The 21154-nt window shown below is 53.4% G+C and carries 19 protein-coding genes, 1 pseudogene and 1 riboswitch; of the genes and pseudogenes, 14 read left to right on the top strand and 6 right to left on the bottom strand.

Annotation, left to right across the window (positions count from 1 at the left end; all coding sequences use genetic code 11):
• Positions 1-24 precede the first annotated feature (24 nt).
• Positions 25-1455 (top strand): bifunctional D-glycero-beta-D-manno-heptose-7-phosphate kinase/D-glycero-beta-D-manno-heptose 1-phosphate adenylyltransferase HldE, encoded by a 1431-nt coding sequence (gene hldE, locus N5923_RS11745; protein ID WP_267141122.1) that lies wholly within the window; start codon positions 25-27, stop codon positions 1453-1455.
• A 41-nt stretch (positions 1456-1496) separates the two neighbouring features.
• Here hldE and ubiK read toward each other — a convergent pair whose 3' ends face one another.
• A complete protein-coding gene (ubiK, locus tag N5923_RS11740) occupies positions 1497-1784 on the bottom strand; it encodes a ubiquinone biosynthesis accessory factor UbiK (RefSeq protein WP_267141121.1) in 288 nt (95 codons plus the stop codon).
• Positions 1785-2054: 270 nt separating this feature from the next.
• Positions 2055-2206, top strand: a riboswitch (FMN riboswitch).
• Between the two features lie 107 nt (positions 2207-2313).
• Here ubiK and ribB point away from each other — a divergent pair.
• Complete coding sequence (gene ribB, locus N5923_RS11735) at positions 2314-2952, top strand: 3,4-dihydroxy-2-butanone-4-phosphate synthase (protein WP_267141120.1); 639 nt, start codon at positions 2314-2316, stop codon at positions 2950-2952.
• Positions 2953-3124: 172 nt separating this feature from the next.
• A complete protein-coding gene (gene ygiD / locus N5923_RS11730; protein ID WP_267141138.1) occupies positions 3125-3910 on the top strand; it encodes a 4,5-DOPA-extradiol-dioxygenase in 786 nt (261 codons plus the stop codon).
• A 50-nt stretch (positions 3911-3960) separates the two neighbouring features.
• Here ygiD and N5923_RS11725 read toward each other — a convergent pair whose 3' ends face one another.
• From N5923_RS11725 to tolC, 3 genes are all read right to left on the bottom strand, one after another.
• Positions 3961-5121 carry a glutathionylspermidine synthase family protein gene (locus N5923_RS11725; protein ID WP_267141119.1) on the bottom strand — a complete coding sequence of 387 codons (1161 nt, stop codon included), beginning with the start codon at positions 5119-5121 and terminating at the stop codon, positions 3961-3963.
• 8 nt (positions 5122-5129) lie between these two features.
• The gene (locus tag N5923_RS11720) at positions 5130-5792 is read right to left on the bottom strand and encodes a DUF1190 family protein (RefSeq protein ID WP_267141118.1); all 663 of its coding nucleotides are present in this window, start codon (positions 5790-5792) and stop codon (positions 5130-5132) included.
• 147 nt (positions 5793-5939) lie between these two features.
• Positions 5940-7427, bottom strand: coding sequence for an outer membrane channel protein TolC (gene tolC, locus N5923_RS11715; RefSeq protein ID WP_267141117.1), 1488 nt, complete (start codon positions 7425-7427; stop codon positions 5940-5942).
• 214 nt (positions 7428-7641) lie between these two features.
• On the opposite strand from tolC, the gene nudF reads away from it, so the two are divergent.
• From nudF to N5923_RS11685, 6 genes and pseudogenes are all read left to right on the top strand, one after another.
• Positions 7642-8277 carry an ADP-ribose diphosphatase gene (nudF, locus tag N5923_RS11710; protein WP_267141116.1) on the top strand — a complete coding sequence of 212 codons (636 nt, stop codon included), beginning with the start codon at positions 7642-7644 and terminating at the stop codon, positions 8275-8277.
• Entirely contained in the window at positions 8274-8699 is a 426-nt protein-coding gene (locus N5923_RS11705) for a DUF1249 family protein (RefSeq protein WP_017801254.1), read from the top strand. The genes nudF and N5923_RS11705 overlap by 4 nt, the downstream gene beginning before the upstream one ends.
• Before the next feature lie 45 nt (positions 8700-8744).
• The gene (cpdA, locus tag N5923_RS11700) at positions 8745-9572 is read left to right on the top strand and encodes a 3',5'-cyclic-AMP phosphodiesterase (RefSeq protein ID WP_267141115.1); all 828 of its coding nucleotides are present in this window, start codon (positions 8745-8747) and stop codon (positions 9570-9572) included.
• 3 nt (positions 9573-9575) lie between these two features.
• The gene (yqiA, locus tag N5923_RS11695) at positions 9576-10157 is read left to right on the top strand and encodes an esterase YqiA (protein WP_267141114.1); all 582 of its coding nucleotides are present in this window, start codon (positions 9576-9578) and stop codon (positions 10155-10157) included.
• Between the two features lie 54 nt (positions 10158-10211).
• Positions 10212-12107 carry a DNA topoisomerase IV subunit B gene (parE, locus tag N5923_RS11690; protein ID WP_267141113.1) on the top strand — a complete coding sequence of 632 codons (1896 nt, stop codon included), beginning with the start codon at positions 10212-10214 and terminating at the stop codon, positions 12105-12107.
• 105 nt (positions 12108-12212) lie between these two features.
• Positions 12213-12497 (top strand): annotated as a pseudogene (locus N5923_RS11685) (contact-dependent growth inhibition system immunity protein); the annotation flags it as partial.
• Positions 12498-12578: 81 nt separating this feature from the next.
• Here the strand turns inward: N5923_RS11685 and N5923_RS11680 are convergent.
• Entirely contained in the window at positions 12579-13664 is a 1086-nt protein-coding gene (locus tag N5923_RS11680; protein ID WP_267141112.1) for an iron-containing alcohol dehydrogenase family protein, read from the bottom strand.
• Positions 13665-13673: 9 nt separating this feature from the next.
• Positions 13674-14852: an aminotransferase class I/II-fold pyridoxal phosphate-dependent enzyme gene (locus N5923_RS11675; RefSeq protein ID WP_267141111.1), complete on the bottom strand. Its 1179-nt coding sequence runs from the start codon at positions 14850-14852 to the stop codon at positions 13674-13676.
• Positions 14853-15069: 217 nt separating this feature from the next.
• Between N5923_RS11675 and N5923_RS11670 the strand changes: the two genes are divergently transcribed.
• From N5923_RS11670 to N5923_RS11650, 5 genes are all read left to right on the top strand, one after another.
• A complete protein-coding gene (locus N5923_RS11670; RefSeq protein WP_267141110.1) occupies positions 15070-15885 on the top strand; it encodes a MetQ/NlpA family ABC transporter substrate-binding protein in 816 nt (271 codons plus the stop codon).
• 8 nt (positions 15886-15893) lie between these two features.
• Positions 15894-16907 carry a methionine ABC transporter ATP-binding protein gene (locus tag N5923_RS11665; protein WP_267141109.1) on the top strand — a complete coding sequence of 338 codons (1014 nt, stop codon included), beginning with the start codon at positions 15894-15896 and terminating at the stop codon, positions 16905-16907.
• Positions 16900-17568 carry a methionine ABC transporter permease gene (locus N5923_RS11660; protein ID WP_267141108.1) on the top strand — a complete coding sequence of 223 codons (669 nt, stop codon included), beginning with the start codon at positions 16900-16902 and terminating at the stop codon, positions 17566-17568. The genes N5923_RS11665 and N5923_RS11660 overlap by 8 nt, the downstream gene beginning before the upstream one ends.
• Positions 17569-17646: 78 nt before the next feature.
• The gene (locus tag N5923_RS11655; RefSeq protein WP_267141107.1) at positions 17647-19968 is read left to right on the top strand and encodes a molybdopterin-dependent oxidoreductase; all 2322 of its coding nucleotides are present in this window, start codon (positions 17647-17649) and stop codon (positions 19966-19968) included.
• Between the two features lie 153 nt (positions 19969-20121).
• Entirely contained in the window at positions 20122-21144 is a 1023-nt protein-coding gene (locus N5923_RS11650) for an isopenicillin N synthase family dioxygenase (RefSeq protein WP_267141106.1), read from the top strand.
• Positions 21145-21154 lie beyond the last annotated feature (10 nt).

The following is a 21154-nucleotide window of genomic DNA, read 5'->3' as shown; positions in this document are numbered from 1 at the left end:
TTTTCGTAGTCTGGAGTGTCAGGAATGAAAGTAACACTGCCCGATTTTAGCCGTGCAGGCGTGCTGGTAGTTGGCGATGTGATGTTGGATCGTTACTGGTATGGCCCAACCAGCCGGATTTCACCGGAAGCCCCGGTGCCGGTCGTTAAAGTGGATAACGTTGAAGAGCGTCCGGGCGGCGCGGCTAACGTGGCAATGAATATTGCATCGCTGGGGGCCGGATCGCGCCTTGTCGGTCTGACTGGCGTTGACGATGCTGCTGGTGCGCTTAGCGCGACGCTGAATAACGTCAATGTGCAATGCGATTTTGTCGCGGTGCCTACTCATCCGACCATCACTAAATTACGTATCCTTTCACGTAATCAGCAGCTGATCCGCCTCGATTTCGAAGAGGGCTTCGAGGGTGTTGATCCGCAGCCAATCCATCAGCGTATCAGCGCCGCGTTACCGCATATTGGTGCGCTGGTGTTATCCGATTACGCCAAAGGCGCGCTGGCCAGCGTGGAAACCATGATCAAACTGGCGCGCGCGGCAAATGTGCCGGTGCTGGTGGATCCGAAAGGCACTGATTTTGCCCGCTATCGCGGCGCCACCCTGCTGACGCCGAACTTCTCCGAGTTTGAAGCGGTGGTCGGCAAATGCAAGGATGAGGCGCAGATTGTTGAACGTGGTATGCAGCTGATTGCGGACTTTGAACTGTCGGCGCTGCTGGTGACGCGTTCAGAAAACGGTATGACCCTGCTGCAGCCAGGCAAAGAGCCGCTGCATCTGCCGACTCAGGCGCAGGAAGTGTTTGATGTTACCGGTGCTGGCGATACGGTAATTGGCGTGCTGGCAGCAACGCTGGCAGCCGGAGATACGCTGGAAGAAGCCTGCTTTATGGCTAATGCCGCCGCGGGCGTGGTGGTCGGTAAGCTGGGCACTTCCACCGTCAGCACTGTCGAGCTGGAAAATGCCATTCGCGCGCGCCCGGAAACCGGTTTTGGCGTGATGGATGAAGCGCAGCTGAAACATGCGGTTGAGCAGGCGCGTAAGCGCGGCGAGAAAGTGGTGATGACCAACGGTTGTTTCGATATTCTGCATGCCGGCCATGTCTCTTACCTTGCCAATGCGCGCAAGCTCGGCGATCGTCTGATCGTGGCGGTCAACAGCGATGCCTCGACCAAACGTCTGAAAGGCGATAGCCGTCCGGTTAACCCGTTGATCAACCGTATGATCGTACTGGGTGCGCTGGAAGCGGTGGACTGGGTGATCCCGTTTGAAGAGGATACGCCTCAGCGTTTAATCGCAGATGTATTGCCGGATCTGCTGGTAAAAGGCGGCGATTATAAGCCGGAAGAGATCGCAGGCAGCAAAGAGGTGTGGGCGAACGGCGGTGAAGTTCGTGTGCTGAACTTTGAAGACGGTATCTCGACCAGTAATATCATCAAAACCATTCGTTCCGGCAAAAGCTGACGACTGGTAAGGGGACGGGCGTGGCCCGTCCCACATCAGTTTTACTGTGGATCTTCGGTTGTAATCACTTCTTTCGGCGCATTTTCGCTGGCGCGACTTTCCAGAGTTGCCAGACGTTGTTCCAGCGCCGCCAGTTTTTCTCGGGTACGCAGCAGCACCTGAGTCTGGACATCAAACTCTTCGCGATTTACCAAATCCATGCGCGTTAGCTGTGCCTGTATTACCTGACGGATTTTCTTTTCAACGTCGTCGCCGAATTCACGAATGCCCTTTGGCATCGACTCATGAACCTGACGAGCAAGTTGTTCAATTTTTTTCGGGTCAATCATGGCGGTTTCCTGGTCACAACAAGTATCTGATAAGTGTAATGCCTGAGAGCAAAAGGATAAACCTGAATTCGATATACCCGTCATACTTCAAGCCGCAGATGCGTTGGCTGCACCCGCTCACCGCGGTCACATAGTTATCTATGCTCCCGGGATGAGCGGGCTTGCCGCCTTCCTGCGACTCGAATTATTTAGGGTATAAGCAGCAAACTGCATATCAATTTGCCGTTTTTGTTCGTTGCTCTGATTTTTTAATGGCGCTATAGTTAGCTTGCTTATTCTCAGGGCGGGGCGAAATTCCCCACCGGCGGTAAATCAGCTTACGCTGAAAGCCCGCGAGCGCTTCAGACCGCCAGGTCTGAAGGTCAGCAGACCCGGTGTGATTCCGGGGCCGACGGTTAGAGTCCGGATGGGAGAGAGTAACGGCATTTTCGGGCTACGGCCTGACTGCGTTATTTTTTTGTCACAGCATGACACTCCTCAAGATCGCCCTGATTCTGGTAACCCATACACTTATAAAGGTTTATTTACCATGAATCAGACGCTACTTTCTGAATTTGGCACGCCTGAACAGCGTGTAGAACGTGCAATCTCAGCGCTACGTGATGGTCGCGGCGTAATGGTCCTCGACGATGAAAATCGTGAAAACGAAGGTGATATGATCTTCGCAGCCGAGACCATGACGGTTGAACAAATGGCTCTCACCATTCGCCACGGCAGCGGAATTGTCTGTCTGTGCCTGACCGAAGATCGTCGTCAGCAGCTTGACCTGCCGATGATGGTGGAAAACAACACCAGCTCCTACGGCACCGGCTTTACCGTCACCATTGAGGCGGCAAAAGGCGTTACCACCGGTGTGTCGGCCAGCGACCGCCTGACTACCATTAAAGCCGCTATCGCCGATAATGCGCAGCCTGCAGACTTAAACCGTCCGGGCCATGTATTCCCGTTGCGTGCTCATCCGGGCGGCGTGCTGTCACGTGGTGGCCATACCGAAGCCACGATTGACCTGGTGACGCTGGCAGGATTTAAATCAGCAGGTGTATTGTGTGAACTGACCAATGATGATGGTTCAATGGCGCATGCGCCTGAAGTCATTGTATTTGCGAAGCAGCATAATATGCCGGTAGTGACGATTGAAGATCTGGTTGCTTATCGCCAGAGCCGTTAATGTAAGTTACAGGGGCGGCGTTATTGTCGCCGCCCCTGTTATCCCCTCCGTACAATCCCCATCCCCGTTCAAATTTATTGACTATCTCCATCACTGTTATCCGGGTTCATCTGTTAACCAAAGGGCGTAATGTAACTGGCATTAACCATTACATACTTTCCGGGGATAAATGATGAGTCAAACTCGTATGCCGGCTCTGTTCCTGGGTCACGGCAGCCCAATGAACGTGCTGGAAGACAATATCTATACCGAAACCTGGCGCAAGCTGGGTGAGACCCTGCCACGTCCGAAGGCGATCGTCGCGGTCTCTGCTCACTGGTATACCCGCGGCACCGCCGTGACGGCGATGGAAAAGCCGCGCACTATTCATGATTTTGGTGGTTTTCCGCAGGCGCTGTTTGATACCCGCTATCCGGCGCCCGGCTCGCCAGCGTTAGCGCAGCAGATTGCTGAACTGTTGTCACCGGTCGATGTGCAGCTCGATCAGGAGTGGGGTTTTGACCACGGTTCCTGGGGCGTGCTGATTAAGATGTACCCGGATGCGGATATCCCGATGGTGCAGCTGAGTGTCGATGGCACAAAACCACCGGCTTATCATTTTGAACTGGGCCGCAAACTGGCATCGCTGCGCGAGCAGGGGGTGATGATTGTCGCCAGCGGGAATGTGGTGCATAACCTGCGGATGGTGAAATGGCAGGGCGCTGCGGAGGCGTATCCGTGGGCTGAGTCGTTTAATCAGTACGTGCGCGATAATCTGAGCTGGGAAGGGGCAACTGAAGCGCATCCACTGGTAAACTTTATGAACCATGAAGGCGCTGCTCTCTCTAACCCAACGCCGGAACACTATCTGCCGTTGCTGTATGTACTGGGCGCCAGAGCGCAGGGCGAAGCCGTGTCGATCCCGGTTGATGGCATTGAGATGGCGTCGTTGAGTATGTTGTCGGTGCAGGCAGGTTAAGTTGTAGTGCAAATCATTGGCACGGGCGGCGATAACGCCGCCCGTTACAGTCACTCGACAAAAGCATGCGGATAGAAGCGGGACAGATCCTGAGTGATCAATGCGCGATCTTCGCGCAGACCAATGCCAGCTGGTTGATCGTCAATCAGCCAGCTACCGATCAGCGTATAACTGTCGCCAAACTTTGGTAGTTCATGGAACTGCTGCACAATCATGCCCTCTTCGCCATACGGCCCGTCGACACGCGCAATTTCCTGACCATTTTCGACAATGCGAATATTGGCTCCTTCACGCGAAAACAGCGGTTTCACCACATATTTTTCCATCGCCGGAACATCATCTTCAGCGAAGTAAGCGGGCAGCAGGTTAGGGTGATTCGGGAACATCTGCCACAGCAGCGGCAGCAGCGCTTTGTTGGAGATAATGCTCTTCCAGCCCGGCTCCAGCCAGCGCACGCCAGCATCTTCCAGTTTGGTGGAGAACATCTCGCGCAGCATAAATTCCCACGGATAGAGCTTAAACAGGTTACCAATCACCTGATCGTGCACATCGGTAAACTGGCCTTTTTCACCGAGGCCAATTTCATCGATATAGAGAAATTCGCTCGGCAGACCGGCTTCGGTGGCGCAATCCTGCAGATACTGCACGGTGCCACGATCTTCATCGGTATCACGGCAGCAGGCAAAGTGGAGCCAGCTAAATCCGTGTTGCTGATGCAGGTTGGCGAAGCGCTCGATCAGTTTCTCCTGCAGGCTGTTAAACTGGTCGCTGCCCGCCGGAAGATGGCCGGCATTCAGCTGATCTTCCAGCCAGATCCACTGGAAAAATGCCGCTTCGTATAGCGAGGTCGGCGTATCGGCATTATTTTCCAGCAGTTTTGCATCGCCCTTGCCATCCCAGGCGAGGTCGAGGCGTGAATAGAGTGACGGCTGCGATGTTTTCCACGAGTGACGTACAAAGTCCCAGGTGTGTTTTGGAATGCGGAACTTAGTTAACAGCTCTTCGCTGTTAACCACTTTTTCCACCACCTGCAAACACATCTGGTGCAGTTCGCGCGTGGTATCTTCGAGGTAATCGATTTGCTCAAGCGTGAACTGGTAGTACGCGTCTTCACACCAGTAGGGTTCACCGTGCATGGTGTGAAAACGAAAACCGTACTCGGTGGCTTTCTCGCGCCAGTCTGGTCGTTCGGTAATAGCAATACGCTTCATCAGGCTGATTAGCCTCCGTAAGAGCGGCTGGAGCCAGAAGCGGCGCTGCTACGTTGCATGCTGGTTTGCTTCGCTACGCTTTCACCAAAGCCGCCACGGGTGACGGTGCTGGTGGTCGCAGGTTTCGGCGCCAGTGCGGTTTTCGGTACCGTCATGCTACGGCCAGAAGTGGCGTTGCCATAGTTACGACCGGTGGCATCAACAAACTTACCGTTTGCCGGGCTGTTCGGCGCGCGTGAGGTAAACAGCGGCTGCGATGCGCCACCACTCATCATCCGGCCCATCATGTAACCGGCCATCAGCGGCATCCAGAAGCTTCCGCTCTGCTGGGTTTCAGCATTGTTGGTAGTGCCCACACCGGCCTGCGCAGGCGTCTGCTGACACTGGCTTTCGCCAAACTCAGCCACACAGTCTTCGCGGGTCGCATATTTCGGTGCGGTTTTTTCCGCTTCTTTTAATGCAGTGTTATAGGCAGTGGTGCACTGTGCGCTCTGGCCTGGATTGGCTTTTGAGCAGTCATCCGCATTCTGGTACATGGAGATGGTTTCATCAGACTGTTCGCAACCAGCCAACATAAATACTGCAGTAACGGCCAGCGCAACTGGCGTTAAATGACGTGCGCTCCAGCTCTTACGGAAGGAGGCATGATTAATTTGTTTAGTCCGTTTCATAGCAATCTGTCCTGTGCCCAAAGGTAAGCGCATAGAATAGGGGAAGAGTGGTGAAATATGAAGCGATCAACGCAGGTGAAACGGGGATCTTTACTTAGCTATACGTTTGATTGTGAAAGGGGCAGTGATTACTGCCCCTGGTAATGCTTATTGTGCGAACGGATTACGTGAAGAGCTGGCGGCAGCGCGTGGTGCAGCGGCAGGTGTTGCCTGTGCAGCAGCCGGAGCCGGGGCCAGATTACCACCGTTATCGGCGGCGCTGTCCTGTTGCGGATTCTCTGGCGCGACAGCGTCTGGCGTGGTGGCGATATCCTTGCCTAAACGGTTATTCAGCGTCGTCAGATCCTGCTCGTTCAGCGTGCCAAGCGCAGACTTAATATTCAGCTCGTTAATCATATAGTCATAACGGGCGTCAGACAGCTGCTGCTTGGCGTTGTACAGCGTGGTGGTGGCATCCAGCACATCAACGATGGTGCGCGTACCGACCGAGTAACCGGCTTCCATCGCATCCAGTGAGCTTTGCGCCGACACCACAGCCTGTTTGTAGGCATTGATGCTGCTGATCGAAGCATTCACGTTGTTGAATGATGAACGCACGGTCTGCACCGTGGTGCGGTGCGCGCTTTCCAGCTGCTCACTGGCGCTAACGAAAGCGTACTGCGCCTGTTTCACCTGTGAAGTCACCGAGCCGCCACTGTACAGCGGCAGCGTAAAGCTCAGGCCGACCTGGTTGCTGCCGGTAATGCTGTCGTTGGACGAGGTGCTCTGTCCGGCGCGGCTGCCGCCATATTTGCTGTTGGTCATGCCGCTGGACGCGGTCAGGTCAACCGTTGGCATATGGCCGGTTTCTGCTGAACGAATCTGCTCACGCGCCAGATCCTGTGACAGACGAGCGGATAACAGGCTCAGGTTACGGCTTTCCGCCTCTTTCAGCAGGGTATTCACCGGCTGTGGCTTATCCGTCTTAAAGTTATCGACATTCAGCGACGCCAGTGACGGATAGTAGTTACCGGTGACCTGACGCAGGGTTTCCAGCGCATTATCCAGCGCATTGCGGGCAGAGACTTCACTCGCCAGCACGCTGTCATACTCGGAGCGAGCGTTCTGTACATCGGTGATCGCCACTAAACCCACGTTAAAACGCTGGGTGGTTTGATCCAGCTGGCGATAGATCGACTGTTTCTGCGCTTCGATATAAGAAAGCGAGTCAATGGCGCGTAATACATTGAAATAGGCCGTGGCGGTGTTCAGCATCAGCGTCTGCTGCGCCGTCTGATAAGTGACGTCCTGGATACCGGCGGTTTTTTCCTGCAGTGTCAGCGCGCGCCATTTCGACATATCAAACAGGGTTTGCGTCAGCTGCAACGTTCCGCTGGTGGTATTGGAGTGCAGGCCGCTGCTGTCGCGATAACCGTTGTTATAGGTATAATCTGCGCCTAAACCAAGCTGTGGTAACAGTGGGCTGCGAGCTTCATTAATTTTTTCGAATGCAGCATCACGGTCGGCAGCCGAGCTACGAAGGTCAGGGTTAGTAATGCGTGCCTGTTGATAGATCTGCAACAGGTTCTCTGCCTGACTTGCGACGCTGAAGCCACCCAGGCTCAGGCCGATAAGTAATGGGAGCAGTTTCTTCATTTGCATTCCTTGTAGTGCAGCAATATTGCTATGGTAGCGCTGACATAAGTCAAAAAATAATCGCCGATTCTAGCAGAGTCTGCCGTGGGGATAAGTTGGCTGAACGTGCCATCTTTCCTTAATTTACGTAAATAATTCAGAAAGAACCATACTTCTGCAAGATTGAGATTTCAGAACCCCGGTTTTATTGCCGAAGGATTAAGGAAGCGTAACGATGACCAGTGAAAAAAAATCCCCTGTGACTTTTACAAAAAACGATGTAGAAATTATTGCACGTGACTCGCTTTACGACGGTTTTTTTTCATTACAACGCTATCGCTTTCGTCATCGTCTGTTTAATGGCGAGATGAGCGGCATCGTCGAACGCGAAATTTTTGAGCGTGGTCATGCCGCAGTGCTGCTACCCTATGACCCAGTCCGCGATAAAGTGGTGTTAATCGAACAGATTCGGATTGCCGCTTATGATACCAGCCCGACCCCCTGGCTGATGGAGATGGTGGCCGGTATCATCGAGCCGGGTGAAAGTGTCGAAGATGTGGTGCGGCGTGAAGCGGTCGAAGAGGCCGGCGTCAATGTGGGCCGGGTCAGACCGGTGCTAAACTATCTGGCCAGTCCCGGCGGCACCAGCGAGCGCTTATCCATTTTGGTGGGCGAAGTGGATGCCAGCGTGGCAAAAGGATGCCACGGTCTGGAGGAAGAGAATGAGGATATTCTTGTCCATGTGGTAAGCCGCGAACAGGCTTATCAGTGGGTGGAAGAGGGGAAAATAGATAACGCTGCCTCTGTCATCGCCTTGCAATGGCTGGAGCTGCACCATAAGAAACTACGTGAAGAGTGGGATCTGAAATGACCAAGCGCTACACTCCTGATTTCCCCGAAATGATGCGCCTGTGCGAAACCAATTTCGCCCAGTTGCGTCGCTTACTGCCGCGTAACGATGAGGCGGGCGAAGCGGTGACTTATCAGGTCAATAGCGCCAGCTATAGCATCACTATTCTGGAATCTACCCGTTACACCACGCTGGTAGAAGTGAAGCAAACCGCGCCAGCTGTCAGTTACTGGAGCCTGCCATCGATGTCGGTCAGGCTCTACCATGATGCAATGGTTGCGGAAGTGTGTTCAACGCAGCAGATCTATCGCTTTAAAGCACGCTATGATTATCCGAATAAAAAGTTGCATCAACGTGACGAAAAGCATCAAATAAACCAGTTCCTTGCTGACTGGTTGCGCTACTGTTTAGCGCATGGCGCAATGGCTGTTCCGGCCTGTTAACCGTGCGATAAGAAGCGATAATGGCGTGGAGACTAAGGATACTCTTTGGATAGCCTGTTAAAACTTCCTGTGTCGAGTGGGGACAAAATCAGGATTTTACAAATAACGGATACCCACCTTTTCGCAGGTAAAAACGAAACGCTGCTGGGTGTGAATACCTGGGCAAGTTATAACGCGGTGCTGGAAGCGATTGAAGCCGAAGGGCGTTATTACGATTTGATCGTTGCGACTGGCGATTTGGCTCAGGATCATACGGTCGAAGCCTATCAGCATTTCGCTGAGGGTATCTCGCGCCTGCCTGCGCCATGCGTCTGGTTACCGGGTAATCATGATTTTCAGCCTGCCATGTTTAACACCCTGGCCGAGGCGGCAATTGCGGACGCCAAGCATGTGCTGCTGGGCGAACACTGGCAGGTGGTGCTGCTGGATAGTCAGGTATTTGGCGTGCCGCACGGTATGCTGAGCGATTATCAAATTGAGTGGCTGGAAAAGACGCTTGCTCTGCATCCGCAGCGCCATACGCTGGTGTTACTGCATCATCATCCGCTGCCATCGGGTTGTAACTGGCTTGATCAACACAGCTTACGCAATCCTCATACGCTGGATGCGGTGTTGCAGCACTATCCGCTGGCGAGGAACTTGTTGTGCGGCCATATTCATCAGGAGCTTGATCTGCAGTGGAATGGACGGCGTGTGCTGGCTTCCCCTTCGACCTGCGTCCAGTTCAAACCGCACTGCACCAACTTCACCATCGACTCGGTCGCGCCGGGCTGGCGGTGGTTAGATCTGTATGCCGACGGACGCATGGAAACAGACGTTCAGCGCCTGCAAACCCAGGCGTACAGTCCCGATCTCGATTCCGAAGGTTACTGAGTAATGGCCACGCTGCTCTATCTGCATGGTTTTAACAGTTCGCCACAGTCGGCTAAAGCGACGCAGTTTAAACAGTGGCTGGCGCAGCATGCGCCGGATATCGAGATGCTGGTGCCGCAACTGCCGGCTTTTCCCGACCAGGCGGCGTTGCTGCTGGAAAAACTGGTGATGGAACGCGCCGGTGAACCTCTCGGCGTGGTGGGTTCTTCACTGGGTGGCTACTACGCCACCTGGCTGTCACAATGCTTTCTGTTACCGGCGGTGGTGGTTAACCCGGCGGTGCGTCCGTTTGAGCTGCTGGCGGACTATCTGGGCGACAACGAGAACCCATACACCGGTCAGCAATATGTGTTAGAGTCTTGCCACATTCACGATCTGAAAGTCATGCAAATTGACCCGCTGGAGTCGCCGGATCTTATCTGGTTACTGCAACAAACGGGCGATGAAGTGCTCGATTACCGTCAGGCGCTGGACTACTACAGTGCCTGCCGCCAGACGGTAGAAGAGGGCGGAAACCATGCCTTTATCGGATTCGAACGCCATTTCTCGCCGATTCTCGACTTTATTGGTCTGAATCACGCCTGAAGCGCTTGCGCGAGCATGGCTAATCGTTTTTAAGCCACCAATCAGATTTATACGATGACTCAATCCAGCTATAACGCTGATTCCATTGAGGTACTCAGCGGCCTCGAACCCGTTCGCCGACGTCCGGGAATGTACACCGACACCTCGCGCCCGAACCATCTCGGCCAGGAAGTCATAGATAACAGCATTGATGAAGCGTTAGCGGGTCATGCCAAACGTGTAGAAGTGATTCTGCATGCCGATCAATCACTGGAAGTGATCGATGACGGCCGTGGTATGCCGGTGGATATTCATCCGGAAGAGGGGGTGCCAGCCATTGAGCTGATCCTCTGTCGTCTGCATGCCGGTGGTAAATTTTCCAACAAAAACTATCAGTTTTCTGGCGGCTTGCACGGCGTCGGTATCTCGGTGGTTAACGCCCTGTCGACGCGCGTGGAAGTCACGGTGCGCCGTAACGGCGAAGTGTACGAAATGGCGTTTGAAAATGGCGACAAAGTGCAGGATCTTACGGTAACCGGCACTGTCGGTAAGCGTAATACCGGCACACGCGTTCACTTCTGGCCGGATGTCTCCTTCTTTGATAGCCCACGTTTCTCGGTCACCCGCCTGGCGCATGTGCTGAAAGCCAAAGCGGTGCTCTGTCCGGGCGTGGAGATCGTGTTCAAAGATAAAGTGAACAACACCGAGCAGCGCTGGCACTACGAAGATGGTCTGAATGACTATCTGGCGGAAGCGGTCAACGGCCTGCCGACGCTGCCGGAAAAACCGTTTATCGGTTCCTTCTCCGGCGATGTCGAAGCGGTGGACTGGGCGCTGCTGTGGCTGCCGGAAGGCGGCGAACTGCTGACCGAAAGCTACGTTAACCTGATCCCGACCATGCAGGGCGGCACCCATGTGAATGGCCTGCGCCAGGGTCTGCTGGATGCGATGCGTGAATTCTGCGAATTCCGCAATATTCTGCCGCGCGGCGTGAAGCTGTCGGCGGAAGATATCTGGGATCGCTGTGCTTACGTGCTGTCGGTGAAAATGCAGGATCCGCAGTTTGCCGGTCAGACCAAAGAGCGCCTCTCTTCACGTCAGTGTGCGGCCTTTGTTTCCGGTGTGGTGAAAGATGCGTTCAGCCTGTGGCTGAACCAGAATATTCAGATCGCTGAACAGCTGGCGGAACTGGCGATCTCCAGTGCCCAGCGCCGTATGCGCGCGGCGAAAAAGGTGGTGCGTAAAAAGCTCACCAGTGGTCCGGCGCTGCCAGGCAAACTGGCGGACTGTAGCGCACAGGATCTGAGCCGCACCGAACTGTTCCTGGTGGAAGGGGATTCCGCTGGTGGATCGGCCAAACAGGCGCGCGATCGTGAATATCAGGCGATCATGCCGCTGAAGGGTAAGATCCTCAATACCTGGGAAGTCTCTTCCGATGAGGTACTGGCCTCGCAGGAAGTGCATGATATTTCGGTGGCGATCGGTATCGATCCCGACAGTGAAGATCTCAGCCAGCTGCGTTACGGTAAAATCTGTATCCTTGCGGATGCGGACTCCGATGGTCTGCATATCGCCACGCTGCTGTGTGCGCTGTTTGTGCGTCATTTCCGTACGCTGGTGAAAAATGGTCACGTCTATGTGGCGATGCCGCCGTTGTACCGTATTGACCTCGGCAAAGAGGTCTATTACGCCCTAGATGAAGAGGAAAAAGCGGGCATCCTTGAGCAGCTGAAGCGCAAAAAAGGCAAGCCTGGCGTGCAGCGCTTTAAAGGTCTGGGCGAGATGAACCCGCTGCAGTTGCGCGAGACCACGCTCGATCCTAATACCCGCCGTCTGGTGCAGCTGACAATCGACGATGATAATGTCGATAAGACCTTAGCGGTGATGGATATGCTGCTGGCCAAAAAGCGTTCGGAAGATCGCCGCAACTGGCTGCAGGAAAAAGGTGATATGGCGGAAATCGAAGTTTAATTGCCGACTGGCACACGCTGACGTTGATCAACAGCCTCTATATTGAGCCGGGAAGCTCTGTAGAGGCTTTAATATTTATACCCCTGCACAAAATATGCTTCTGTTAAGACCTTGATTGGTGTCTTTTTTGGTCAGGATTTCGATATTTTTGGCGAAAATTTTGATGACATTATGACTGGTTACTTTGACTATGTTAACGACGAAGGGGCATGGAAAAAGCTCCACAGGCAAGTCAACACTCTTTTGGTCATCCCGGATGAAAAAGAGCTGGAAAGCATCATGCTTGAGCTTGCTGAAAATCAATTCAATCCAGAACCCTGGGGATTTACCTGGCACTCTTATTTGCAGGCTGTTGAAAGAACACTTGTTGTAAAGTTGGGCAGGCAATAGCATTTTTATCACTCAATACCGGTCATTTAAGTGATCGGTATTGAGTATTGGCGCGGAGGCGCAATTTACAGTAATAAGTGGTTAAACTGCGGTATCGATACGACCTGTAGCAATAAAGGCGGCAAGCAGTTGCTCGCGGGTAACCGTAAATGGCAGTTGCGCCGGAATATCAGTCGCGATAACCATCGCTTCAGCCAGCGTCGCCAGCAGGCTACTCTGTTCCGCCAGACCAAATTGTTGCAGGGTGGCTGGTGCATGATAACTCCTCAGCAGTTTCCACAACCCCTGTTGCCGTTCAGGATTTTTCTCTTCCAGCTGGCTCTGTACGTTAAGGCTGAATCCGACAATCTCACCGTGTAACCAGCCATGACACTGCGGGTAGCGGGTGAGCACATCATGAATTAAATGCGCCATTCCGGCGCGCGGCACCTCATCGAAAATACTGTTTGCCAGTCCGGCTAAGGCAATATTCGCGTCGATCACCTGTTTTAACGCAACTGAGGCGATGTGTTGTGTATTGTCAGCCACCGCCTGCTCGCCATGGTGATTAATCACCTCCAGCGCCGATTTGGCGGCCTGAATTTTTAGCTGTAAGCCCAGCCCGGCGTCGGGATGGTGCTGATAGAGTGAGAATTCGTACCATTTGGCAATCGCATCGACAATGCCCGCTCGTAAATAACGTATCGGTGATTGCGCAATAATCAGGGTATCGACCAGCACCCAGACTGGCGGACGCTGTTGCACCACGGAGTGATGGTGTCCGCCCTGTTGATCATATAACACCGTAATCGGTGACCAGGCGGCACAGGTCGCGGCAATAGTGGGGACATTGATCACCGCCAGATTATCCAGTAGTCCGCCAATCCCCTTCGCGGCATCCATCACCCGGCCGCCACCGACGCCAAGAATCAGTTCCGCTCCCTGTTTGCCGATCTCAATCGCCAGCTGTTGCAGCGTCTCAAGACAACAGGGGCCGTTGAGAAACCAGACCTGATAGTGAATGGCATGATGCTGCAGGCTGGTTTCAAGCGCCTGACGGGTGAGCTCCCACGCGGTCGGGCTGGTGATCAGCGCAATGCGCTGGGCCAGCGGCGCAATATAATCGCCGATCTGATTAATCACTCCGGATTGATTGAGATAATTATCCGGCGTTTTAATGGCTAGCATACGTCATCCTTACTGGAACAATTGCAGCGCAGCAATACGCTTTAAGGCGCTGAATAAAGCGTCATCATCAGCGGTCAGGCTGATACGAATAAAACCTTCACCACCCGCGCCAAAGCCCGCGCCCGGCGCGACCAGTACATGGGATTCGCTCAGTAATCGCTGCGTCAGTTGCTGGCTGCTATAGCCCACCGGCACCGGCAGCCAGAGGAAAAAAGTGCCCTGATCCGGTGGTACTGGCCAGTTTATCGCCGTCAGTTTTTCTACTACCTGTTGACGCCGTCGGTGATAGTGCGACAGATGCTGCTCAAGACGCGCAGCCGGCAGCGCCAGCGCCGTCACGGCTGCATCCTGAATCGCGCCAAATACCGTGCTGTAGCTATGGGTATGCAATTTCTTAAACGCCTGAATAATGGAGGCATTACCCACCGCAAAGCCAAAACGCCAGCCCGCCATATTGAAAGTTTTCGACAGCGTATAGGTCTCCACTCCCCACTCTTTCCCTCCGGGCATCGACAGCAGACTGACCGGCGCCTGCTGTGGCGTGCTGCCAATCGCCGCATAGGCGAAGTCATGCAGGATCGGTAGCTGGTAACGTTTTGCGAAGGCCAGTGCCGAGTTAAACAATTCAGGTGTGGCCATCGCACCGGTCGGGTTATGCGGATAGTTAAGCAGCAGCAGGCCAGCCTGACGGGCGATATCTGGCGGCACGCGATCAAAATCAGGCAGGAAACCGCGTTGTTGTTCCAGCGGAATGCCGAAAAATTGCGCCTGTGCCTGGATTGCGGCTGAACGATAGATTGGATAGCAGGGATCGGTTGAAATAATGTATTGGCCAGGGCTGAGCACCGCGCGCGGAATGCCGCTGACGCCAATATGCGACCCCTGAAAAACGGCAATTTCGCTCTCCGGATCGAGTTCGACTGCATAATTACGCTGATAAAAATCTGCAATTGCCTCTCTGACCGCTGGCTTACCCCAGAAAGAGGGATAATCATGATTGTCCGCATTATCCACTGCCGCTTTCAGCGAGGCGATAATTTCCGGCGGCGTGCGTTGATGCGGGCTGCCGCTCGACAGGTCAATCAGCGGCTTGTCGGCAGTATTAAACTGCACCGCCATTTTTTCCAGCACGCTAAACAGGTTTTCTTCCAGCTGATTTATCAGCGGTGAGGCAGAAAAATCAGGCATATTATTCTCTGGTTTTTAATTTAGTGCGCAGTAACTCTCTGCGGAAAAAGCATTTATCGGATGATGATAATAACCGTCAGAGATTTAGCAATGCATGGATTTTTTATGGATAACGTTATCAGTAAATAGCAATTGAAAACGCACCAACCTCTCTTTTAAAGCCTATATGCGTATGGTTTAATCATTTTTCTTATGGGAACTGTTCAGAGATTGAGTTATGAATGCATTGTCATTGCGTCGTTTTTTACTGCTGGTTTTATCTGCCGCTTCATTTCTGGCGAGTGCGCAGAGTCAGGATGATAAAACGATAAGATTAGGTTTTAATCCAGGCCCTTACAAAGAGCAATTTGAAAAAGGGGTGGCGCCTTTACTGATAAAAAAAGGGTATAAAGTCGAGTATAAAGATTTTAGCGATGGTATTCAGGTTAACGACGCGGTCAATAGTGGCGCGATTGAAGCCAATATTATGCAGCATCCTATTTATCTGAAATCGGTAAACGACCGTTTAGGTATTAATAATATTGGTATTGTGCAGGTGCCAACGCCGCCGATGGGTATCTATTCGCAGAAATTTAAACAGGCGGATAAACCTGCGGCCGGGACTACTATTTCAGTGCCGAATCAGGCCTCCAATGAATACCGTGCTGCGCTGTTATTACAGAATCTTGGCTGGCTGAAAATCAGCCCGGACAGCGACCCGGCGACCTTTTCGCAAAAGAATATCACTGAAAATCCTTATAAAATCATACTGAAAGAGATGGATAATGCCCAACAGGTCCGTGCCTTACCGGATGTGGATTTTGGCGTGATTCAGGGTAACTTTGCGGTATCCAGCGGCATAAAACTCTCTTCGGCGTTAAAGCTCGAAGATCCGGTGGTTGGCTTTATCAATGTGGTGACCATTGCCGGCAAAAATAAAGATGCGCAGTTCGCCAAAGACATTATCGATGGTTACCATTCGCCAGAATTTAAACAGTACATCCTTACGCATGAGCAGTATCAGGGTTATCTGTTGCCTGATTATCTGAAATGAGTAAACCGATGATTGAATTTCGTCATGTCAGTAAGACCTTTTCGAGAAAGGGCAATGAATTCCTTGCCCTGGATAATATCGATCTGAAAGTAGAACAGGGTGATATTTTTGGCATTATTGGTTATAGCGGTGCCGGAAAAAGCACCCTGCTACGATTAATCAATAATCTCGAAACGCCGACGCAAGGTGAAGTGATTGTAAATGGCAAGGCGTTGCAGGAATTTAGCAAAAGTCAGCTAAATACGGTTAAGAAAAATATCGGCATGATTTTTCAGAATTTCAATTTACTGAATGCCAAAACTGTTTATCACAATGTCGCGATCCCGCTGATTCTGCAAGGGCGCGATAAAGCTTTTATTCAGGCGCGAGTCAAAGAGTTACTGGCGTTTGTTAACCTCAGTGAAAAGATCCATAGCTATCCCGATGAGTTATCCGGTGGTCAGAAACAACGTGTCGGTATTGCCCGCGCACTGGCCACCAACCCCTCGATTTTATTATGCGATGAAGCCACTTCGGCGCTGGATCCGCATACCACCGTACAAATTTTGTTGTTACTGAAAGAGATCAACCTGCGCTACGGCATTACGATTGTGCTGATTACCCATGAAATGTCGGTGATCCAGAAAATCTGCAACAAAATGGCGGTAATTGAGCAAGGACGCGTGGTCGAGCAGGGCGAGGTACTCAGTCTGTTCGCCCATCCACAGCACCCGGTGACCGCCAGCTTTGTGCAGACAGTCATTCACGATCGTCTGCCGGAAAAGGTGGTGCAGTCACTGCGCGACAGCGATAGCGGCGCGTTACTGCGGCTGGAATTTCTCGGCACCACCGCCCGCCAGCCCTTGATCACTGAAGTGATCAAAGCCTACGACTTAGAGGTCAATATCCTGTTCGCCAGTATGTCGGAAGTCCAGGAGACGATCCTCGGCTTTATGATTGTGCAGCTACGCGGTGAGCGCTCGCAAACTGAAGCGGCAATCGGTTTTCTCAGCTCCGCGGGGGTAAAAATCAGCCATGTTTGATCTGTTTAATACGGCGGTCACCGGCGACCAGTTTTTACTGGCGATGCATGACACCCTGGTGATGATCAGCGTCTCGCTGGCCTTTGGCTCCCTGCTGGGCATTCCTCTGGGGATCCTGTTAGTGGTCTGCCGTGCTGGCGGCATTATGCCGAATCGCTTTGTCTATCGGGTGCTGAATCCGGTGATTAATATTATTCGCTCATTGCCGTTTATCATTCTGCTGATCACCATCCTGCCGCTGACCCGGCTGATCGTGAACACCACCATCGGCACGCCGGGCGCCATCGTGCCATTGATTCTGTTTATTGCCCCCTATATTTCGCGGCTGGTGGAAAACTCACTGCTTGATGTGGATGCCGGCATTCTCGAAGCCGCTAACGCGATGGGCGCCACCACGCTGCAAACTATCTGGCATTTTATGTTGCCGGAGGCGGCCTCTTCACTGGTACTGGCGCTGACTACCGCCACGATTGGCCTGCTGGGCGCGACGGCGATGGCGGGCACCGTTGGCGGCGGCGGTATCGGCGACCTGGCGATTACCTATGGCTATCAGCGCTTCGACGCCTTTGCCACTTTCTCTACCGCGCTGGTACTGATCGTCATTGTTCAGCTACTGCAAACCGTTGGCGGCTGGCTGGCTCGCCGCATCCGCCGTGAGTAAACCTCCTCCTGAATATCTTTGGCTGGCGGGCTATCGATGTCACTGACGGCTTAACCATGCATTAATCGGGTGAAACAGATGAAGTCATCAGCAGCGCAATACCATGATTTAGCCGTGATGCACTGGGGCACCTATCGGGTGCGCACCGAAAACGGCCAGTTAACCGGCATCGATCCGGTTGAGTGGGATCGCAATCCTTCAGCCATCGGTCAGTCCCTCACCGCAGCCGTGCAGGGGCCGGTGCGCGTTAAACGTCCGGCGGTGCGCCTTGGCTTTTTACAAAACCGCGCCGCATCGCGTGATGCACGCGGGCAGGAACCCTTTGTTGAAGTCAGCTGGGAGCAGGCGCTGACGCTGGTGGCCAGCGAACTGGCGCGGGTTAAAGACGAGCAGGGCAATCAGGCGATTTACGCTGGCTCCTATGGCTGGTCCAGTGCTGGCCGTTTTCATCATGCCCAGAGCCAGCTGCACCGCTTCTTCAACTGTTTTGGCGGTTACAGCGGCAGTACCAATACCTACAGTATCGCCGCCGGTGAGCGCATTCTGCCGCATATTCTTGGCGATCTCGATACCCTGCAACGGCAGCATACTCACTGGTCGGTACTGGCTGAGCACTGCGAATTATTTGTCGCGATTGGCGGCTTACCACTGCGTAATGCGCAGGTGAATGGCGGTGGCGCCAATGACCATGCGCTGAATGACTGGCTGCAAAAGATGAGTCGCAATGGCGTGCGCTTTATTAATATCAGTCCGGTCAAAAACGATCTTTCCGCCATCCCGCAGGCGCAGTGGCTGGCGATTAAACCGGGAACCGACACCGCACTGATGCTGGCTGTCGGCTATCTGCTGGTAACGGAAAATCTTCACGACAAAGATTTTGTCGCCAGCCATACGGTAGGATTTGCGCAATACCGCGCTTATCTGCTGGGTGAGCAGGATGGCGTCGCCAAAACGCCCGCCTGGGCTGCTGCTATCACCGGGCTGGCGGCCGCTGATATTGCCGCTCTGGCCCGCGAAATGGCGCGCCATAAAACGATGATCAATATCGCCTGGTCCGTACAGCGCGCCCGTCAGGGAGAGCAGGCGTACTGGGCGACCGTGGCGACCACCGCGTTGCTGGGACAAATTGGCACTGCCGGTGGCGGATTAGGCTTTGGCTATGCCTGCACTAACCTTGCCGGAGCGGATCGACGCGTGTTTTCCGGGCCGCGCCTGCCAGTGGGTGACAATCAAGTTGCGACGCGTATCCCGGTGGCGCGTCTGGCGGATATGTTACTGCAACCCGGCGAGCCCTATGATTTTGACGGTCAGCGGTTGCGCTATCCTGATATTCGGCTGGTTTACTGGGCCGGTGGCAATGCCTTTCACCACCATCAGGATCTCAACAAACTGATTCTCGCCTGGCGACGTCCGGAAACGGTAATCGTCCATGAGCAGTACTGGACGGCCCAGGCAAAATTTGCCGATATTGTGCTGCCCGCCACCACCTCGCTGGAACGTGAAGATATCGGCAGCGCCAGCAATGACGGGTTTATGATCGCCATGCGCCAGCATATCGACGCCTTTGCCGAAGCGCGCAGCGATTACGCTATTTTTAGCGCGCTGGCGGAAAAAGTGGGTTGTGCCGAATCCTTTACCGAGGGGCGGGACGCCTTCGCCTGGCTGCAACATCTGTATGAGGCTTCACGACCGCGGGCAGTGGCCGAGGGCATTTCGTTGCCGTCGTTTGCCGGATTCTGGCGCAGCGGTAAGCTGGAATATGCCCGGCCCGATCGCCCGCAAATTCTGTTGCAGGCATTTCGTGATAATCCGGCGCTGGCGCCGCTCAGTACCCCTTCCGGTAAGATAGAACTGTATTCGCAAACCGTGGCGGATTTCGCTTATCCCGAGTGTCCGGGTCATGCTTACTGGCATCAGCCGGAAGCTGACTATCAACAGGCATTAGCCCGTAAGTGGCCACTGCATCTGCTTTCCAGTCAGCCACGCACCCGTCTGCACAGCCAGTACGATCATGGCAAGGTCAGCCAGCAGAGTAAAATTTCAGGCCGTGAACCCATCTGGCTGCATCCCGCTGACGCCGCCGCGCGTGAAATTGTGGCGGGCGATATCGTCAAAGTATTCAATCAGCGTGGCGCCCTGCTGGCCGGGGTGGCACTGAGCGAGGCGATAATGCCCGGTGTGGTGCAAATGGCAACCGGTGCCTGGTACGATCCGCTGGATGTGATGCAGCCTGACTCGCTGGATAAGCATGGTAATCCCAATGTGCTGACCGAAGATTGTGGCAGTTCAAGACTGGGGCAGGGATGTACGGCGCAAAGCTGCCGGGTAGAAATTGTGCGTTTTGACGATCCCCTGCCGCCGATAACCGCGTATCAACCGCCGCTATTTGTTAATTATTAATCGGTTATTACCCTGGGTTATTATTAATATTTCCGCTTGTTGCCAGCTTTTTTTAAATCCCACTTTACTGCTATAGATAGAATATAATTTTCGTAGCTGAGTTTCAGGCAAACTGGCAAGGTGAAGTTTCATAAATAACAGGAGTGTTTATTAATGAGTAACGTGAAGCCTCTGGATCTTCCGGTTATTGATTTTTCATTGCTGCACGGTGATGAAAGTCAGCGTCAGCATTTCCATGAAAAACTTGGACAGGCTGCGCGTGATGTTGGCTTTTTTTACCTTATCAACCATGGCATTGATGCGCAGTTATTAAATAATGTGCAGCGCGTCTCGCGGGCTTTTTTTGATCTGGATAAAGAACAGAAACTTAAAGTGAAAATGGAGAATTCGCCCCATTTTCGCGGTTATAACCTTGAAGGAGTGGAAATAACCCGCAGTCAGCCAGATTATCGTGAGCAATTCGATCTTGGTGCAGAACGGCCGGCGCTGACGTTAGATGAAAACTCACCAGCCTGGGCGCGTTTACAGGGGCCAAACCAGTGGCCCGACGCGTTACCAGAATTGCAGACGGTGCTGACCACTTATCAGCGGGCAATGACCAATATGGCGCTGGAAATGCTGCGTGCCTTTGCTGTTGCGCTGCAACTGCCGCGCAATGCCTTTGATAATCTTTATGGCGCTAAGCCTAACGAACATATCAAACTGATCCGCTATCCTGGCCGGCCGGAAACTGGCTCCCGGCAGGGCGTGGGCGCGCATAAGGACTCCGGATTCCTCACTTTTCTGCTGCAGGATAAACAACCGGGATTGCAGGTTGAAGTGACGCCAGACCATTGGGTCGATGCGGTGCCGGTTGACGACGCTTTTGTGGTCAATATCGGTGAACTGCTGGAGCTGGCGACTAACGGCTATCTGCGCGCCACCGTCCATCGCGTGGTGTCGCCGCAAGCAGAGAATGAGCGTCTGTCGGTGGCCTTTTTCCTTGGCGCTGAACTTGGCGCCGTGGTGCCGGTGTATCAGTTACCGGCGTCCCTGGCCAGCCTCGCACAGGGACCCGCCAGCGATCCGCTTAATCCGCTATTACGCGATGTGGGCTGGAATTACCTGAAAGGACGTCTGCGTTCGCATCCTGATGTGGCAAAACGTTTTTATGCCGATTATATCCAAAATAATTAAACACAAAAAA

Source organism: Winslowiella arboricola, assembly GCF_025527015.1.
In the GTDB taxonomy this organism is placed as follows: domain Bacteria; phylum Pseudomonadota; class Gammaproteobacteria; order Enterobacterales; family Enterobacteriaceae; genus Erwinia; species Erwinia arboricola.
This window is presented reverse-complemented; position numbering and strand designations above follow the sequence as displayed.

Coding starts and splice junctions, on each gene's coding strand:
- hldE (WP_267141122.1), top strand. CDS start 25: ATGAAAGTAACACTGCCCGATTTTAGCCGTGCAGGCGTGCTGGTAGTT.
- ubiK (WP_267141121.1), bottom strand. CDS start 1,784: ATGATTGACCCGAAAAAAATTGAACAACTTGCTCGTCAGGTTCATGAG.
- ribB (WP_267141120.1), top strand. CDS start 2,314: ATGAATCAGACGCTACTTTCTGAATTTGGCACGCCTGAACAGCGTGTA.
- ygiD (WP_267141138.1), top strand. CDS start 3,125: ATGAGTCAAACTCGTATGCCGGCTCTGTTCCTGGGTCACGGCAGCCCA.
- N5923_RS11725 (WP_267141119.1), bottom strand. CDS start 5,121: ATGAAGCGTATTGCTATTACCGAACGACCAGACTGGCGCGAGAAAGCC.
- N5923_RS11720 (WP_267141118.1), bottom strand. CDS start 5,792: ATGAAACGGACTAAACAAATTAATCATGCCTCCTTCCGTAAGAGCTGG.
- tolC (WP_267141117.1), bottom strand. CDS start 7,427: ATGAAGAAACTGCTCCCATTACTTATCGGCCTGAGCCTGGGTGGCTTC.
- nudF (WP_267141116.1), top strand. CDS start 7,642: ATGACCAGTGAAAAAAAATCCCCTGTGACTTTTACAAAAAACGATGTA.
- N5923_RS11705 (WP_017801254.1), top strand. CDS start 8,274: ATGACCAAGCGCTACACTCCTGATTTCCCCGAAATGATGCGCCTGTGC.
- yqiA (WP_267141114.1), top strand. CDS start 9,576: ATGGCCACGCTGCTCTATCTGCATGGTTTTAACAGTTCGCCACAGTCG.
- parE (WP_267141113.1), top strand. CDS start 10,212: ATGACTCAATCCAGCTATAACGCTGATTCCATTGAGGTACTCAGCGGC.
- N5923_RS11680 (WP_267141112.1), bottom strand. CDS start 13,664: ATGCTAGCCATTAAAACGCCGGATAATTATCTCAATCAATCCGGAGTG.
- N5923_RS11675 (WP_267141111.1), bottom strand. CDS start 14,852: ATGCCTGATTTTTCTGCCTCACCGCTGATAAATCAGCTGGAAGAAAAC.
- N5923_RS11670 (WP_267141110.1), top strand. CDS start 15,070: ATGAATGCATTGTCATTGCGTCGTTTTTTACTGCTGGTTTTATCTGCC.
- N5923_RS11665 (WP_267141109.1), top strand. CDS start 15,894: ATGATTGAATTTCGTCATGTCAGTAAGACCTTTTCGAGAAAGGGCAAT.
- N5923_RS11660 (WP_267141108.1), top strand. CDS start 16,900: ATGTTTGATCTGTTTAATACGGCGGTCACCGGCGACCAGTTTTTACTG.
- N5923_RS11655 (WP_267141107.1), top strand. CDS start 17,647: ATGAAGTCATCAGCAGCGCAATACCATGATTTAGCCGTGATGCACTGG.
- N5923_RS11650 (WP_267141106.1), top strand. CDS start 20,122: ATGAGTAACGTGAAGCCTCTGGATCTTCCGGTTATTGATTTTTCATTG.